The sequence below is a fragment of the Pontibacter qinzhouensis genome, assembly GCF_008017455.1.
Lineage (GTDB): Bacteria > Bacteroidota > Bacteroidia > Cytophagales > Hymenobacteraceae > Pontibacter > Pontibacter qinzhouensis.
Genome location: NZ_VRTY01000082.1, coordinates 1 through 15,722 on the forward strand (window position 1 = coordinate 1; position 15,722 = coordinate 15,722).

Genomic DNA, 15,722 nt, shown 5'->3' on the forward strand with positions numbered 1-15,722 from the left:
CTTTGCCGACATTACCGACCAGGTGCAGGTGCCGCAGGGGCATAAGCACGGCACTATTTTTAAGGCATCGGAAGAGGTGCTGGAAAACCTGAAGAATAGGAAGGTGAACCAGTAGAACTTAGCATAACTGGTTTAAAACTGAAGTCATGGCCTGACCACCTTACCGGTAGCCCTTGACCTAAAAAAGGCAAAATACCTTCGGAAGGCCAAAAGCATTAGAATAATTTAGAAAAAGGCGAATGACTCTGCTACTTTACCAGTAGCGCAGGTTTAGGACAAGATAAAAACAAAACGAGCAGTTTACATGCATCAGGAGAACAACGAAGGCCGCAGAAAATTTTTGAAGACAGCCTCTATAGGTGGTTTGGCAGCTTTGAGTATACCGGCCATTGTATCGTCGGCTTTGGCGAAGGAGAAGGTGAAAAAGGTCCGGCTTCAGCAAAACGACACCATTCTGTTCCAGGGCGATTCCATTACCGATGCCCGCCGCAAACGCGACGACAGCACCGTAAATAGTGCCGCGGCGCTGGGCACTGGCTACGCGTTTATGGCTGCCTCCGACCTGCTGTGTAATCACGCCGATAAAGGCCTGAACATCTATAACAAAGGCATCAGTGGCAATAAGGTGTACCAGTTGGCCGAGCGCTGGGATGCTGAAGCTCTTGACCTGAAACCAAATGTGCTGAGCATTTTAATCGGGGTGAACGACTTCTGGCATACGCTGGTGAACAACTACACCGGTACCCTAAAAACCTACCAGGACGATTACCAGGCTCTGCTCGACAGAACAAAGCAGCGGCTCCCGGAGGTAAAGCTGATTATAGGAGAGCCTTTTGCTGTGCCTGGCATTAAATCGGTGGACCAAACCTGGTTTCCGGCTTTTAACGACTATCGGCAGGCAGCCCGCGAGATTGCTGCCAGTTATGGCGCCGTGTTTATACCGTACCAAAGCGTGTTCGACAAAGCGCAGAAAACCGCTCCGGGCGTGTACTGGACTTACGATGGCGTGCACCCTACCATTGCCGGTAACCGCCTGATGGCCCAGGCCTGGATGGAAACCGTGAAAGGCTAAATTTATAATGAGTGTAGGACTGATTGAGTGATAGAGTGAATTTAAAATGAAGGAAACGGCCTTTGCTGCAGATTAACGTTAATGGGTCACTTCTTCGGAAATAAAGTTTTGTTTAAGAAAGAGCAAGGTATTTAGATGTCAATATTATGAAACAGCTCAGCCTGTTCCACATCTAGTATCTAGCTTCTAATTTCTAAAATCTATAGAATAATGTTAAAACTTGGGTACAAAGCAGCTGTTTTCGCGCTTTTAGGAGCATGGAGTATAACAGCAGAAGCGCAGGATACTGTAAAGTATACCGGCACCACCTTATCGAATGTGGATTACCATCATGGGCAGCTGAGTCCGGCTATTGGGGTACATAATATACAGGTGATGCGGGCGAACCGGGAGAACCCGACCAAAGCCAATAGTTTTGGCTGGACCTACAACCACGCGCCTATGCTGGCTTACTGGAACAACACGTTTTTTATGAACTACCTGAGCGACCCTGTTGGCGAACACATACCGCCCAGCCAGACGCTTCTGCAAACTTCTAAAGACGGGTATAACTGGTCGGAGCCGGAAATTATTTTCCCGCCATACAAAGTGCCGGACGGAACCCGCAAAGAGGGGCACCCTGGTGTAGCCAAAGACCTGTATGCCATTGTGCACCAGCGCATGGGCTTCTATGTGTCGAAAGATAACCGCTTGCTCGCAATTGCTTACTACGGCATCGCACTGGATGCGAAAGATGATCCGAACGATGGCAAAGGCATTGGCCGCGTGGTGCGCGAAATAAAGAAAGACGGCACCTATGGCCCGATCTACTTTATCCGCTACAACTCCTCCTGGGATAAGAAAAAGTCAGCCTATCCTTTCTACACCAAAAGCAAAGACAAAGGCTTTGTAAAGGCTTGCAACGAACTAATGGCCGACCCGCTCATGATGCAGCAGTGGGTGGAGGAAGCAGACCGAAACGACCCGCTTATTCCGCTGAAAAAAGAATACAAAGCGTTTAGCTACTATCATTTACAGGATGGCAGAACCGTTGGCCTCTGGAAGCACGCATTAACCTCCATCAGCAAAGACGGCGGCAAAACCTGGCAATACGATGCCCTGCGCGCACCCGGCTTTGTAAACAGCAATGCCAAAATCTGGGGCCAGAAAACCTCCGATGGCCGCTATGCCACCGTGTATAATCCTTCGGAATTCCGCTGGCCACTGGCAGTTTCTACAAGCGATAATGGCCTGGAGTACAAAGACCTCTTGCTCGTGAACGGTGAAATTTCGCCGATGCGCTATGGTGGCAACTACAAATCGTATGGGCCGCAATATGTGCGTGGCATTGTGCCCGGCAACGGTACGCCGCCAGATGGCAACATGTGGGTAACTTACAGCATGAACAAAGAAGACATGTGGATTTCTAAAATTCCGGTGCCGGTAAAAAGCAAGGCAGACAAGCATGCCGATGAGGTTTTCGCCAACTTTGCCGAGTTGAAGGATCTGAAGGAGTGGAACATTTACAGCCCGATCTGGGCATCGGTAAAACTGGAGAAAGCACCCGATGGCACACAGGCACTGGCCCTCCGCGATAAAGACCGTTACGATTATGCCAAGGCAGAACGCGTTATTCCGGCTTCTAAACAGGTAAAGGCAGAGTTTACAGTAATACCAGCACAAAACGACAAAGGCCAGTTGCACATCGAGTTGCAGGATGCTAAGGGTAGCCCGGCCATCCGTCTGATTCTGGATTCTGATGGAAGCTTTAAGAGCAAAGCCGGCTACAGACTTTCGGGCATGATGAAGTACGAAGCTGGCAAGGCGTATAATGTGCGGGTAGAGGCCGATGTGGCTGCCAGAACCTATCACGTGTTTGTAGATGGCAAAAAAGTAACGACACGCATTTTCTTCTCGCCGGTAGCCTCTATAGAGCGCGTGATGTTCAGAACCGGCGAAGTGCGTCGTTTCCCGGATGCCGACACGCCAACCGATCAGGATTACGACCTGGAGAACCCGGGAGAGCCAGAGGCAGAAGCAGCATTTTTCATTAAATCCTTTAAAACACAAAGCCTGAACCTGTAAGCCCTTTGATAGAAATACCAGAAAAAGCTTCGGAAAGGCTATTTCATTAGAATAATTCAGTTGGTTGCTGGTTGTTAGTTGTTGATTGTTAAATGGTTTAATTGTTGAAAGGTTGATTAAAAAACAGCAGGCAAGACCTCGCAGCGTGCGCAGCTCCTGAGAGCGTCTGGGCAGGCAGCAGAACCGCTGGCAAGCTCCTGATTTCAACAGAAAGCATGTGTTTTTAACTGGTAACCCTTGGCAACAAACAGCACAATAATCCTTCGGAAGGGCTATTTCATTAGAAAAATTTAGTAATGCTGCGCTTCTGGTTATCAAGAACCGACTGAGGGTGTAGCGTAGGAATAAAAAGTATGCATATAAGTAAGTTTCTTTTAAGTGTTTTTCTGGTTCTGCTCACCTTTGGTGTGCAGGCCGAAGTAACGCTGCCTAAAATCCTGCAGAGCAACATGGTGCTGCAACGCGACAAGCCGCTTACTATTTGGGGCAATGCAGCGCCTGGCGAAGCCGTAACCGTAACCTTCGGCAATCAGGAGAAGAAAACAACCGCTGGTGCCGACGGAAAGTGGGAGGTGGTGCTCAATCCTCTTGCAACTTCAGCTACTCCTGCCACCATGACTATTTCAGGATCTAACACCATTACATTGGAGAACCTGCTGGTAGGGGAGGTGTGGCTGTGCTCCGGGCAATCGAACATGGAGTTTACCATGAGCAAGAGCGCCAAATTTGCGGATGCCAAGCGGAGTAAAGGCTTGACGGAAGAAGAACTGGAAAAAGTAAATTACCCTAACATCAGGGTGTATCTGGTTAAAAAAGATCATTACAAAAAAGGCGGCTTACCCAGCAACTGGAAAGAAGCTGATGCTGAATCGGTAAAAGAGTTTTCTGCACCAGGTTTCTTCTTTGCCGAAAAGCTGCACCAGAACCTCGACATTCCGATCGGCATAATTGCAGCCTCTGTATCGGGTACGCATATTGAGCGGTGGGTACCTGAGCAGACTTTAAACGGAGACACGAGCTTTGATGTGAAGGCCACTAAAACACAGGAAGAAGTAGGCGACATTAAAAACGGCAAGTTCTACTACGGCATGATTCAGCCTTTGGCTCCTTTTGCCCTGCGCGGTTTTTTGTGGTACCAGGGCGAAACCAACTGCTTCCAGAGCGAGACCTTCGACTATACTGAAAAAATGCAGGCCCTGGTGAGCACCTGGCGGCACATCTGGCGCGATGCGGAAATGCCGTTTTACTATGTGCAAATCGCGCCGTTTGCTTATTCTCAGAGCAAAGACAAGCATCCCAGAACCACCGAGACTTTACCCGAATTCTGGGAGGCACAGGCTGCAGCACTAAAAATTCCTAAAACAGAAATGATCGTGACCACCGACCTGGTAGATAGCATCGCCGATATTCACCCGACCTACAAATGGGAAATAGGCCGTAGGTTGGCAAATGTGGCATTGGCAAAAAGCTATGGCAAAAATGTGGAGTATTCGGGCCCAGTGTTTAAACAGATGAAGGTGAAGGGAAAGAAGGCGGTGCTGGAGTTCGACCATATCGGCAGCGGCCTTACCAGCGACAATGGCAAGCCGCTAACCTGGTTTACCATAGCCGGAGCAGATGGCAAGTTTGTGCCCGCTAAGGCTGTTATCAAAGGTAATGCCGTGGTGGTGTCGGCACCGGGAGTAAAGGCCCCAACAGCAGTGCGGTTTGCCTGGAACGAAGCGGCGCAATCTAATTTCTTCAACAAAGCAGGATTGCCAGCCAGACCTTTCCGTACCGATGCGCCCGAGTGGCAACCAAAGACCCTGAGCAGCTCCAGGCCTTAAAAGCTCGTTTTTACCTTTGGAAGGCCATTTTCATTAGAAAAATTACGCTAGTCAATTTGGAGATGTGAAGATTTGAAAATTTGAAAATGGAAGTAAATGAGAGGTGATTTTGATTACGTGATGGAGAGGAAGTGGAATCGTTGTCAGGAGCGTCCTCGCTCGCGCTATCGTAAATTCTGATTTCTAATTTGACGAAGCACCAGTAACAGGCTACAGCACGACTACCTGTTGGGAGGTAACCGCCTCAACTTAAACGGCAAAAGCTTATATGCTGCAGCCATAACCATAGTACGATTACAAATATTAGCGCTACTACCCGTGAAAAACTATTTCTATATTTCTTTTATTATCCTGCTTTCGGTACTTGGTAGCGGACAGGCTGCCGCAAATGTGCAGCTCGAGAACCTGCGCTGCGAGATGCTGCAGAACCCGGAGGGCATAGATGTGACCACGCCACGGTTGAGCTGGGAGATAACCGGCAAGCAGCGGAACATCGAGCAAACCGCTTACCAGGTACTGGTGGCCTCTACGCCCGAAAAACTAGCAGCCAACGAAGGTGACCTCTGGAATTCCGGTAAGGTAAACGCAAGCCAGTCGGTGCACGTGCAGTATGCGGGCAAGCGCCTTAATAGCAGAGATGAGTGCTACTGGAAAGTAAAAACCTGGACCAGCAACGGCGAGAGTTCCTGGAGTGCGCCCGCTTACTGGAGCATGGGGCTGCTGCATTATGGCGATTGGGTGGGCCGCTGGATCGGCATGGACAAATTGTCCCCCTGGGATCAGGAGGAAAGATTTTCCCGGCTCTCCGCCCGCTACTTCCGCAAGGAGTTTGAGGCTCCTAAAGAAATCAAAAAAGCCAAAGTATACATCATCGGCCTTGGCTTATACGAGCTCTACCTCAACGGGCAGCGCATAGGCGACCAGGTACTGGCACCTGCACCAACCGACTATTCTGAAAATGTAAAGTACAACACCTTTGATGTAACGAAGCAGCTAAAGAGTGGCAAAAATGCAATTGGCACGGTGCTGGGCAATGGTCGCTTTTATACCATGCGGCAATACAAAGCCTATAAGAACAAAACTTTTGGCTACCCCAAAATGCTGCTCAACCTGGTTATTGAGTACACAGACGGCACCACCGAAAAAATCCGCACAGACGAAAGCTGGAAAGTGACTGCCGATGGCCCTATACGCACCAACAACGAGTACGACGGCGAAGAATACGATGCCCGTAAAGAAATGCCAGGCTGGAATGCCGTAGGGTTTGATGCCGGCAAGTGGCTACAGGCCGAGTATGTGCAGGAGCCAACAGGAGAGTTTGAAGCCCAGATGAATGAGCACATGAAAGTAATGGAAACCCTGAAGCCCGTTTCTGTGAAACAGCTGAAGCCCGGAACTTATATTGTGGATATGGGCCAGAACATGGTAGGCTGGCTCAAAATGAAAGTGCAAGGCAAGAGTGGCGATAAGGTAACTTTCAGGTTTGCGGAGGTTCTGAACGAGAAAGGCGAAGTGGCCCTTGAAAACGTCCGTGATGCAAAAGTGACCGATGTTTATACCCTGAAAGGTGGCGGAGAAGAAGTGTGGGAACCGTCTTTCGTGTTCCATGGCTTCCGCTATGTAGAGGTGAGCGGCTTTCCGGGCAAGGCTACCGTCAATAATTTTGATGGCCAGGTGGTGTACGATGCCATGCAAACAGTAGGTAGTTTCAAAACCTCCAACTCTATCATCAACCAGGTATACGAAAATTCTTACTGGGGCATCAGAGGAAACTATAAGGGAATGCCGCTTGATTGTCCGCAGCGGAACGAGCGGCAGCCCTGGCTGGGCGACCGGCCAACCATAGCCTACGGCGAAAGCTTTATCTTCGACAATGGAAAGTTATATGCCAAGTGGCTGGATGATATACAGTATGCGCAAAAAGCCGATGGATCTATTCCGGATGTAGCCCCTGCCTTCTGGCGATACTATAGCGATAACATGACCTGGGCGGGAACCTACCTGATGGTTGCTGATATGCTGCACCAGCAGTACGGAAACGTGAAACCGATCGAGAAGCATTATCCATCCATGAAGAAGTGGCTGCAGTATATGCAGAACCTGTATATGGATGAGAACTATATCATGACAAAAGACAGCTATGGCGACTGGTGTGCTCCTCCGGCTACAATTGAAGACGGCAGAGGCATGAACGCCAACGTGAAGTACCCCAGCAAATTAATTTCTACCGCCTATCATTACTATTACTTGCAAATGATGCAGCGCTTTGCCCGCCTTACAGGCAATGAAGGTGATATGGCAGGATACCAGGCCCTGGCCGAAAAGGTGAGAGCAGGCTTTAACGATGAATTCTTTAATGCCGAGGGTGCCTTTTATGGAGAAAATAAGTTAACCGATAACCTGTTGGCCCTGTATTTCGGGCTTGTGCCGGAAGAGCAGAAAGGCGCTTTGGTCAATACGATTGTCCAGATCATTGAAGTGGAGAACAAAGGCCATTTAAGCACCGGTGTGGTAGGAACCCAGTGGATAATGCGCAGCCTGACTGATTTCGGGCGGCCTGACCTTGCCTACAAACTTGCCACCAACACCACCTACCCTAGCTGGGGCTATATGGTAGCAAACGGTGCCACCACCATCTGGGAATTATGGAATGGCAATACCGCCGCTCCCACCATGAACTCCTACAACCACGTGATGATGCTGGGCGATCTGGTGAGCTGGTATTACGAGGATCTGGCGGGTATTAAATCAAGCCGGGAGCAGACAGGGTTTAAGCTGATTGAAATGAAGCCCCTGCTGGTCGACGGTTTAGATTTTGTAAATGCCAGCTATCATTCCATGTATGGGCTGATCAAAAGCGATTGGAAAAAGGAGAAGAAGCGATTTACCTGGAAAATTTCGGTGCCAGCCAACACAAAAGCCATTGTCTACATTCCGGCCAGTTCTGAAAAGAACGTGACAGAGGGCGGCAAAAAGACAAGTTCCGCCACTGGCGTAAAATTCCTGCGCATGGAAGGCGACAGAGCTGTTTATGAGCTAGGCTCCGGCGATTATAATTTTGTGGCAAAATAACCGTGAAAACCTCGCAGCGTGCGAAGCTCCTGCGAGTGTCTGTAAGAAATAACAGAAGCGCAAAACAGCTGCCGCTAAAAATAGATTTTAAACAAGAGTAATAAGCGTAACATGAAAAGATTTGTAATAGCATTGGCTATGTTGGTATGCGGAAGCGCGGGGCTTATGCCGGTGCAGGCGCAGAAGGAAAAATGGAGTAAAGGAATACTGGTGGAGGAATTTCTTTACGAAACAGCACCTTTCCCATCCTGCCATTCTGCTACCCTTGCCGAAACACCAACTGGCCTGGTTGCTTCCTTTTTTGGCGGTACAAAAGAACGTCATCCTGATGTAGGCATCTGGGTAAGTCGGCAACTTAACGGCACCTGGGCCCCGCCGGTGGAGGTAGCCAACGGTAACCAGGAAGACGGCAGCCGCCTGCCAACCTGGAACCCGGTGCTTTACCAGATCCCGGGTGGTGACCTGATGCTGTTCTATAAAATCGGTCCGAAGCCATCGGAGTGGCAGGGCTGGCTCAAAACCTCCAGCGATGGCGGTGCCACCTGGTCTGAAGCTCGTATGCTGCCCGAAGGCTATGTAGGCCCGGTAAAAAACAAACCGGAGCTTATTGATGGGGAATTGTTCTGCGCCTCCAGCACCGAAGGCGACGGCTGGAAAGTGCATTTTGAAGTAACACCTGACTTCGGGAAAACCTGGCGGAAAATTGGTCCGATAGACAAAGGAGCAGAGAACTTTGATGCCATTCAGCCAAGTATCTTAAAGCACGGCAATGGCAGGCTGCAGGTGCTGTGCCGCAGCAAGAACAGGACAATTGTAACCTCCTGGTCCGAAGACAATGGCCGCACCTGGTCGCCATTAGAGAAGGTAGAGCTGCCTAACAACAACTCTGGTACCGATGCTGTAACCATGGCAAATGGCCGCCACGTGCTCGTATACAACCACGTGCTGCCTCCGGGCGACTTAGCCAAAGGCCCGCGCACACCACTTAATGTAGCTGTTTCGAAAGACGGCAAAAAATGGAAAGCAGCGCTTGTGCTCGAAGACTCACCTATCAGCCAATACTCTTACCCTGCTGTTATGCAGACCTCAGATGGCCTGTTGCACTTTATCTACACCTGGCGACGTGAGCGCATTAAGCATGTGGTGGTGGATCCATCAAAAATGAAGACGAAGAAAATCAAGAAAGGTGAATGGCCAGGCGGTAACCCGGTGGCAGGAGAGGTGCAGGATCAGGAAAGCTAGGGCTTCGCTTAATTAGAAATTCAAAATTAGAAATTAAAAATGATGCTGGCGCTAGCGTCTTCGCTCGTGCCGACTATTCCGCGGCCTCTGGCCGCTTATACTAAAAAATAGAAGGAATAAACAACGGGTATAAATGACGACACAACTTATCAGAAATTAACAGTTGATTTTTTTGACAGGATTAAGATAAGATCTTGTGTCCTGTGTCCTATAACAGATAGCAGTACAAGTTCGAATTCCGGTAAGTTAAGTCGCAGTCTATAAACCCTTGGCAACATTTTAGTGAAATTCCTTGAGAAGGATATTTTCATTAGAATAATTGCATGTTCTCTAAAACCTTAAGCTCGCACCAGCAGAGAAACCTGCAGAGGTACATCTGCTGAAAACCATAATAAGTAACGTTTATGAAGGATTCAAAGAAGCAACTTATAACAACAGCACCTCCTGAAAAGGCAAAAACAACAGCTATAAACCGTCGTCATTTTCTGGGTGGTGCTGCTACACTGGCAGCCGGTCTGTTGGTTTTCCCTGACCTGCTGGCGGGTTCTTCGGCCCGAAAGGTAAACAGCATAGAAAGCATTTTTGCGGCTGACAAGCGTTACAAAATAGCGGTAATTGACCTGATGATACTGAAGCGCCAGAAGATTAGCGCGCTGCCGCTTGCCAAAGAAATAGGAGCAGATGGCCTGGAGATTGACATGGGCGGCCTCGGCAACCGCGATACCTTCGAGAGCAAACTGGCAGACCCTGAAATGCGGCAGCAGTACCTCGACAAAGCCAAAGAACTGAACCTGGAACTTTGTTCGCTGGCCATGACCGGGTTTTATGCGCAGTCGTTTGCGGAGCGGCCTACTTACCAGCAAATGGTAGGCGACACCATTGAAACGATGAAGCAGATGAACATTAAAACAGCCTTTCTGCCGCTTGGCGTAAAAGGCGACCTCGTGCAGCACCCGCACCTGCGCCCTGCTATTGTGGAGCGCCTGAAGGTGGTAGGCAAAATGGCGGAAGCGGCTGGTGTGGTAATCGGCATAGAAACGGCGCTGGATGCCAAGGGAGAGAAAAAGCTGCTGAAGGACGTAGGCTCTAACGGAATTAAAATTTACTTTAACTTCTCGAACCCGCTCAAAGAAGGGCGCGATCTGCACAAGGAACTGAAAACATTGGGCAAAGACCGCATCTGCATGATTCACGCCTCCGACGAGGATGGCGTGTGGCTCGAGAACAACACCCGCCTGGATATGCAGAAGGTGAAGCAGACACTCGATAAAATGGGCTGGAGCGGCTGGCTCGTAGTGGAGCGCTCGCGCGATGCCAGTAATCCCCGCGATGTGAAAGGTAATTTTGGCGCGAATACCAGGTACCTGAAATCAGTTTTTCAAGCATAATATTATAACTTCAGGCGTTACCGGTACAAACAACTGTTTGTACCGGCCTTGGCAGGATTGTCCGTACGGATCAGTCTTAAAATCAACCTAATTTCTTGTTAACCTTTTTATGAAAAGCACAGCTACATTTCTGCAAAGAGTAGTGATTCTGCTTTGTTTGTTTCTAACTGTTTTATCTGTGGAATCAGCAAACGCGCAGCAGCAAAAGCAAGCCACCTGGATCTGGTACCCGGGCGACTATGAAGTTTGGTTAAGCAACCAGATGCAAAACAGACGTACCGAACGTGGCACGTTTTTTCCGCCTTTCTGGCGCATGGACAACCACTATGTGCTCATCGATTTTCATAAGGTATTCGACCTGAAGGAGCCGGAGGAGATCGAGATTTTTACGGAAGGCCGCTACAACGTGAAGCTAAACAGCAAAATGGTGAACGGCACACCTAAAAAGCTCACAATTCCGGCCGGAAAGCAAAAGATCAACATCAAGGTGTATGCGCAGGACCGGGTGCCAGCGCTGTATGTACAAGGCAAAACCATCGCAACAGACGCTAGCTGGCTGGTCACTTTCGAAGATAAGGAGTGGATTGATGAGTCGGGTAAAGTGTCGGATCAGTCGGGTACAGAGTGGCTGAACGCGGGCACCTGGAACTTCAATGCTCCTGACAACCTGCCATCTGCCTTTAAACTACCTACCACGCCTCAAAAAGCTGCCAAGATAGACCGTAAAGGGCAGTCTATTCTTGTTGATTTTGGCAAAGAAACCTTCGGCTATGTAAAACTCCACGGCCTGAAAGGAAAAGGAAAAGTATCGTTGTACTACGGCGAGTCTGTGGAAGAAGCCATGTCTACGGAGCATTGCGAAACGCTCGACCACCTGGACATTGATCAGCCGCAGGCAAAGGATTATGTGCTGGAGCAGTCGCAAGCGTTCCGCTACGTGAACATTCAGTTTGAGCCGGGCATGACCATCGCCGATGTTTCGATGTTGTATGAGTACCTGCCGATGGCTGACCGTGGCAAGTTCCGCAGCTCAGACGAAGAACTTAACAAGATCTGGGATATCTCTAAATACACCATGGAGCTGACGACGCGTGAGTTCTTTATAGATGGCATTAAGCGCGACCGCTGGATCTGGTCCGGCGATGCGAACCAAAGCTACCTGATGAATTACTACCTGGGCTTCGACTCTCCATCTGTGAGACGTACGATGCTGGCCCTGCGTGGCAAAGAGCCAACCACCACGCACATCAACACCATTATGGACTACACGCTGTACTGGTTCATTGCCATCAACGACTATTACCAGTACACCGGCGATAAGCATTTTATACAGCAGTTCTACCCGCGCATGCAGTCGCTTATTAACTTCTGCCTGGAGCGCCGCAACCAGGATGGCTTTATGGAAGGCATGGCCGGCGACTGGGTGTTTATAGACTGGGCCGACGGACTGAGCAAGCAGGGCGAAGTTAGCTTTGAGCAGTTGCTGCTGGCCAGAAGCCTCGAAACCATGGCCGAGTGCGCCACCATAGTAGATGATAAAGAAGGAGCCGCTAAATACGCAAAGCTTGCTTCTGACCTGAAAGCCAAGTTATTTTCAGTTTACTGGAACGAGCAGAAGCAGGCGCTGGTGCATAGCCGTGTAGATGGAAAACAGACAGAAAACGTAACCCGCTACGCCAACATGTTCGCCATCTTCTTCGATTATTTTAACGAGAGCCAGAAGCAGGGTGTGAAGCAGAACGTACTGCTGAACGACAAGGTGCAGAAAATTACCACGCCTTACATGCGCTTTTACGAACTGGAAGCACTCTGTGCCATGGGCGAGCAGGATTACGTGATGAAGGAAATGAAATCTTACTGGGGCGATATGCTGAAACTGGGCGCCACTTCCTTCTGGGAAAAATACGACCCGACCGAGTCCGGAGTGGAGCACCTGGAGATGTATGGCCGACCGTTTGGCAAAAGCCTTTGCCACGCCTGGGGAGCCAGCCCGATTTACCTGCTGGGCAAGTACTACCTCGGTGTAAAACCACTTTCGCCGGGCTACTCCACCTACGAGGTGGTGCCGGTGCTGGGTGGTTTACAATGGATGGAAGGCACCGTGCCTACACCAAACGGCGACATTACCATCTACTGCAGCACCAGCCAGATTAAAGTGAAGGCAACAGAAGGAACAGGAACTTTGCGCTTCAAGAGTAAATCAAAACCAAAAGCCAAAGGAGCCTCTTTCCAATCGAAAGGCAATGGCGTGTATGAAATGAAAATTGAGAAAGGCAAAGAGTACGTGGTGTCTTACAAAAGCTAACCCTTGACCTTCCGGAGGCCAAAATACCTTCGGAAGGCCCTTTTCATTTGAATAATTTGGTTAGGAAGCTAGAGGAAAAAAATCGACTGGCCTTGTACCAGCACAAATTGCTTTATTCCGGTTACACTGCTCGTGCCTTAGTATAAAAATTGTTTTCAAGGCTTTAGACCAATTCGTAAAAAGGAGGTTTCATCAAAAGGAGCTAAGAAACATTTTACCCTGCAGCTGCTACAGAGCGGGCACCTCTGCCAGGTGCACCCATTGAGGCTCCAGTGTCTGAGCGGTCAGCGAGTGTGGGAAGGGGCCCTCTATTTGGAGCATCTTGATTTTTTTGGTTCTTTTTGTATCAAGACAAAAAGAACAAGAAAGCAGGCAATGCAATAGCTACAATCCGCTGTCACAGCTGTAGCAGCAACTATGCAAATTTAGACTACTAATCCAGTGGCCATCGCTGATGCCTCTCGCCCACAAGATCCTTGCAGGATGACAGGGTGGTTAGAACTGAACCAGTAATGGAAGGGTATTATTACTATTTGGTATTATACCTTATTGAAGTTGTCAGAACAAATTCAGCAACTCACAGATAATAAAAAGTTAAAAATAATCCGATAACAGTTACCAAAATATATTTGCCATACTTTTCAATTTTTAATTCGACGAAGTTCCTTACCAACACATGCATACAATTAAAGATTATACCGTTTATTCAGCCAAGGCAAAGCTAGCCAAGCCTATTGCCGATGCGACCCATACCCTCACCGAAATTTCTTTTATCGTGCTCCGCATTCAGTTAGAGAGTGGCATCATCGGGGAGTCTTACCTGTTGAGCTTTCAGTACAGTCCGGCGGCTATTGCCGGTGCCCTGAAAGATGTAGGTGCTATGGTGGTAGGCGAGCAGGTCTACGAAACGGTTAAGGTTTTTGAGAAAATAAACGCCGCCAACGAGTATTTCGGGCTGGAGGGCATCAACAGGTGGGCACAGGGAGCTTACAACATTGCCATGTGGGACGCCTGGTGCAAAACCCTCGGTCAGCCGGTATGGAAGGTGCTGGGAGCATCCAGAACCAAAGTGCCGATCTACGGAAGCGGCGGCTGGATCTCTTATTCGGTGGAGGAACTGATAGGGGAGGTGAGCGACTACAAGAGCAGGGGCTTTAAAGCCGTAAAAATAAAAGTGGGCAAACCCGACTGGAAAGAAGACCTGGAGCGACTGCGGCTGGTGCGCGAAGCGGTAGGCAACGACATCAGCATTATGATGGATGCCAACCAGGGCATGAACGTACCAACCGCGCTGATGCTGGCAAGAGCAGCACGAGAGTTGAACATCCACTGGTTCGAGGAGCCAATCGATCATGCCGATTTCCAGGGCTACCAGCTGCTACGCAACCAGGCCGGTATTTCGCTGGCGATGGGGGAGCGGGAGTATTCTACGGTGCCGCTTCGCGAGCTGTTGGTACGCAACGCCATCGATATCTGGCAACCCGACATTCTGCGGCTAGGAGGAGTGGAGGCCTGGCGCAACAGTGCTGCTCTGGCTGCCAGCTTTAACATTCCGGTGCTGCCACATTACTACAAAGATTACGACATTCCGCTGCTCTGCACCATCGCCAACGGCGCAGGCGCAGAGTCATTCGACTGGATAGATCCGTTAATCGATCATCCTTTAGAAATAAAAGAAGGTTTTGCCACACCACACGACCGGCCAGGTTGGGGTTTCAGTTTTAAAGACGAAACCCTGACAGCGCTCTAGGTACCAACTTGCCCTCGGCCAGTTATCTTCAAAAAGTCTTTGGAAGGCCTTTTTCATTAGAATAATTTGATTGCTGATTGTTTGTTGTTGCTGGTTTAATTGGAAATAGCAAAGACCTCGCAGCGTGCGCAGCTCCTGCGAGTGTCTGGACAAAGCAGATGAGAAGTCGAACACCAGCTTCAGTAATAATCTTGTGTTTTGCTACCTGTGTCTTTTAAAAAATGGATAAACTAAAACAACTATATTCTCTGGAAGGGCTGCGCGTTATCGTAACCGGTGGCTCCAGTGGTTTAGGGCTGCACCAGGCCATAACCATGGCGCAGTGTGGCGCTACAGTATTTGCCCTGAGTCGCTCTGGCAGCATAAAGGTAGAGCACGAAGGGAAGGTGCCGGAAAACATTACGTTCTCTACCCTGGATGTGTCGAAGGAAGAGGATATCCGGAAGGTTTTTACGGAAATTGGCGAAGCAGGCGGCATCGATGTGCTGGTGAACAATGCCGGTATTACCAAGCGAGTAAAGGCAGAAAAGTTAACAACAGCAGAATGGAATGCCATTCATGATGTGAACGTGACAGGCTTGTTCAACTGCTGCAAATATGCGTTTCCTTACCTGAAAAAATCGGCGCACGTCGGCCGGATCATCAACATCGCTTCTATGGCTTCGCATTTGGGCTTTTCGGAGGTGGTGCCTTATAGCTCCAGCAAAGCGGCAGTGCAGGGCATTACGCGGGGCCTTGCCGTGGAGTGGAGCCAGCAGAGTGTGCTGGTAAACTCGGTATCGCCGGGTTGGTTCCCATCGCTTATGAGCGAGCAGGTGATGGACGAGGACCGCAAAGCCAAAATTCTGAACCGCATGCCTTTGCACCGCTTCGGCAAACCCGATGAGCTCTCGCCTATGATTTGCTTTCTGGCCTCACCGGCTGCCACCTATATTACCGGCCAGGACTTTTGTGTAGATGGAGGTGCCCTGGCTTTTGGTTTTTAACTGAATACTTGTTTCTG

The 15,722-nt window shown here is 49.4% G+C and carries 9 protein-coding genes; all 9 read left to right on the forward strand.

Annotation, left to right across the window (positions count from 1 at the left end; translation table 11 throughout):
* Nucleotides 1-304: 304 nt before the first annotated feature.
* Entirely contained in the window at nucleotides 305-1,072 is a 768-nt protein-coding gene (locus tag FVR03_RS18055; protein WP_147923172.1) for an SGNH/GDSL hydrolase family protein, read from the forward strand.
* 210 nt (nucleotides 1,073-1,282) lie between these two features.
* Nucleotides 1,283-3,136 (forward strand): sialidase family protein, encoded by a 1,854-nt coding sequence (locus FVR03_RS18060; protein WP_147923173.1) that lies wholly within the window; start codon nucleotides 1,283-1,285, stop codon nucleotides 3,134-3,136.
* 353 nt (nucleotides 3,137-3,489) lie between these two features.
* Nucleotides 3,490-4,962: a sialate O-acetylesterase gene (locus tag FVR03_RS18065; protein WP_222707265.1), complete on the forward strand. Its 1,473-nt coding sequence runs from the start codon at nucleotides 3,490-3,492 to the stop codon at nucleotides 4,960-4,962.
* A 318-nt stretch (nucleotides 4,963-5,280) separates the two neighbouring features.
* Complete coding sequence (locus FVR03_RS18070; protein WP_147923174.1) at nucleotides 5,281-8,034, forward strand: glycoside hydrolase family 78 protein; 2,754 nt, start codon at nucleotides 5,281-5,283, stop codon at nucleotides 8,032-8,034.
* Nucleotides 8,035-8,145: 111 nt separating this feature from the next.
* Nucleotides 8,146-9,276, forward strand: coding sequence for a sialidase family protein (locus tag FVR03_RS18075; RefSeq protein WP_147923175.1), 1,131 nt, complete (start codon nucleotides 8,146-8,148; stop codon nucleotides 9,274-9,276).
* A gap of 404 nt (nucleotides 9,277-9,680) precedes the next feature.
* Nucleotides 9,681-10,664: a sugar phosphate isomerase/epimerase family protein gene (locus FVR03_RS18080; RefSeq protein WP_147923176.1), complete on the forward strand. Its 984-nt coding sequence runs from the start codon at nucleotides 9,681-9,683 to the stop codon at nucleotides 10,662-10,664.
* A gap of 178 nt (nucleotides 10,665-10,842) precedes the next feature.
* On the forward strand, nucleotides 10,843-12,969 hold the full coding sequence (locus FVR03_RS18085) for an alpha-L-rhamnosidase-related protein (protein WP_255474284.1): 2,127 nt from the start codon (nucleotides 10,843-10,845) through the stop codon (nucleotides 12,967-12,969).
* Nucleotides 12,970-13,645: 676 nt separating this feature from the next.
* A complete protein-coding gene (locus FVR03_RS18090) occupies nucleotides 13,646-14,719 on the forward strand; it encodes a mandelate racemase/muconate lactonizing enzyme family protein (RefSeq protein WP_147923178.1) in 1,074 nt (357 codons plus the stop codon).
* A gap of 221 nt (nucleotides 14,720-14,940) precedes the next feature.
* Nucleotides 14,941-15,705: an SDR family NAD(P)-dependent oxidoreductase gene (locus FVR03_RS18095; RefSeq protein ID WP_147923179.1), complete on the forward strand. Its 765-nt coding sequence runs from the start codon at nucleotides 14,941-14,943 to the stop codon at nucleotides 15,703-15,705.
* Nucleotides 15,706-15,722 lie beyond the last annotated feature (17 nt).

Excerpts from the sequence above, each read along its gene's own strand:
- FVR03_RS18055 (WP_147923172.1), top strand. The coding sequence starts at position 305 with ATGCATCAGGAGAACAACGAAGGCCGCAGAAAATTTTTGAAGACAGCC.
- FVR03_RS18060 (WP_147923173.1), top strand. The coding sequence starts at position 1,283 with ATGTTAAAACTTGGGTACAAAGCAGCTGTTTTCGCGCTTTTAGGAGCA.
- FVR03_RS18065 (WP_222707265.1), top strand. The coding sequence starts at position 3,490 with ATGCATATAAGTAAGTTTCTTTTAAGTGTTTTTCTGGTTCTGCTCACC.
- FVR03_RS18075 (WP_147923175.1), top strand. The coding sequence starts at position 8,146 with ATGAAAAGATTTGTAATAGCATTGGCTATGTTGGTATGCGGAAGCGCG.
- FVR03_RS18080 (WP_147923176.1), top strand. The coding sequence starts at position 9,681 with ATGAAGGATTCAAAGAAGCAACTTATAACAACAGCACCTCCTGAAAAG.
- FVR03_RS18090 (WP_147923178.1), top strand. The coding sequence starts at position 13,646 with ATGCATACAATTAAAGATTATACCGTTTATTCAGCCAAGGCAAAGCTA.
- FVR03_RS18095 (WP_147923179.1), top strand. The coding sequence starts at position 14,941 with ATGGATAAACTAAAACAACTATATTCTCTGGAAGGGCTGCGCGTTATC.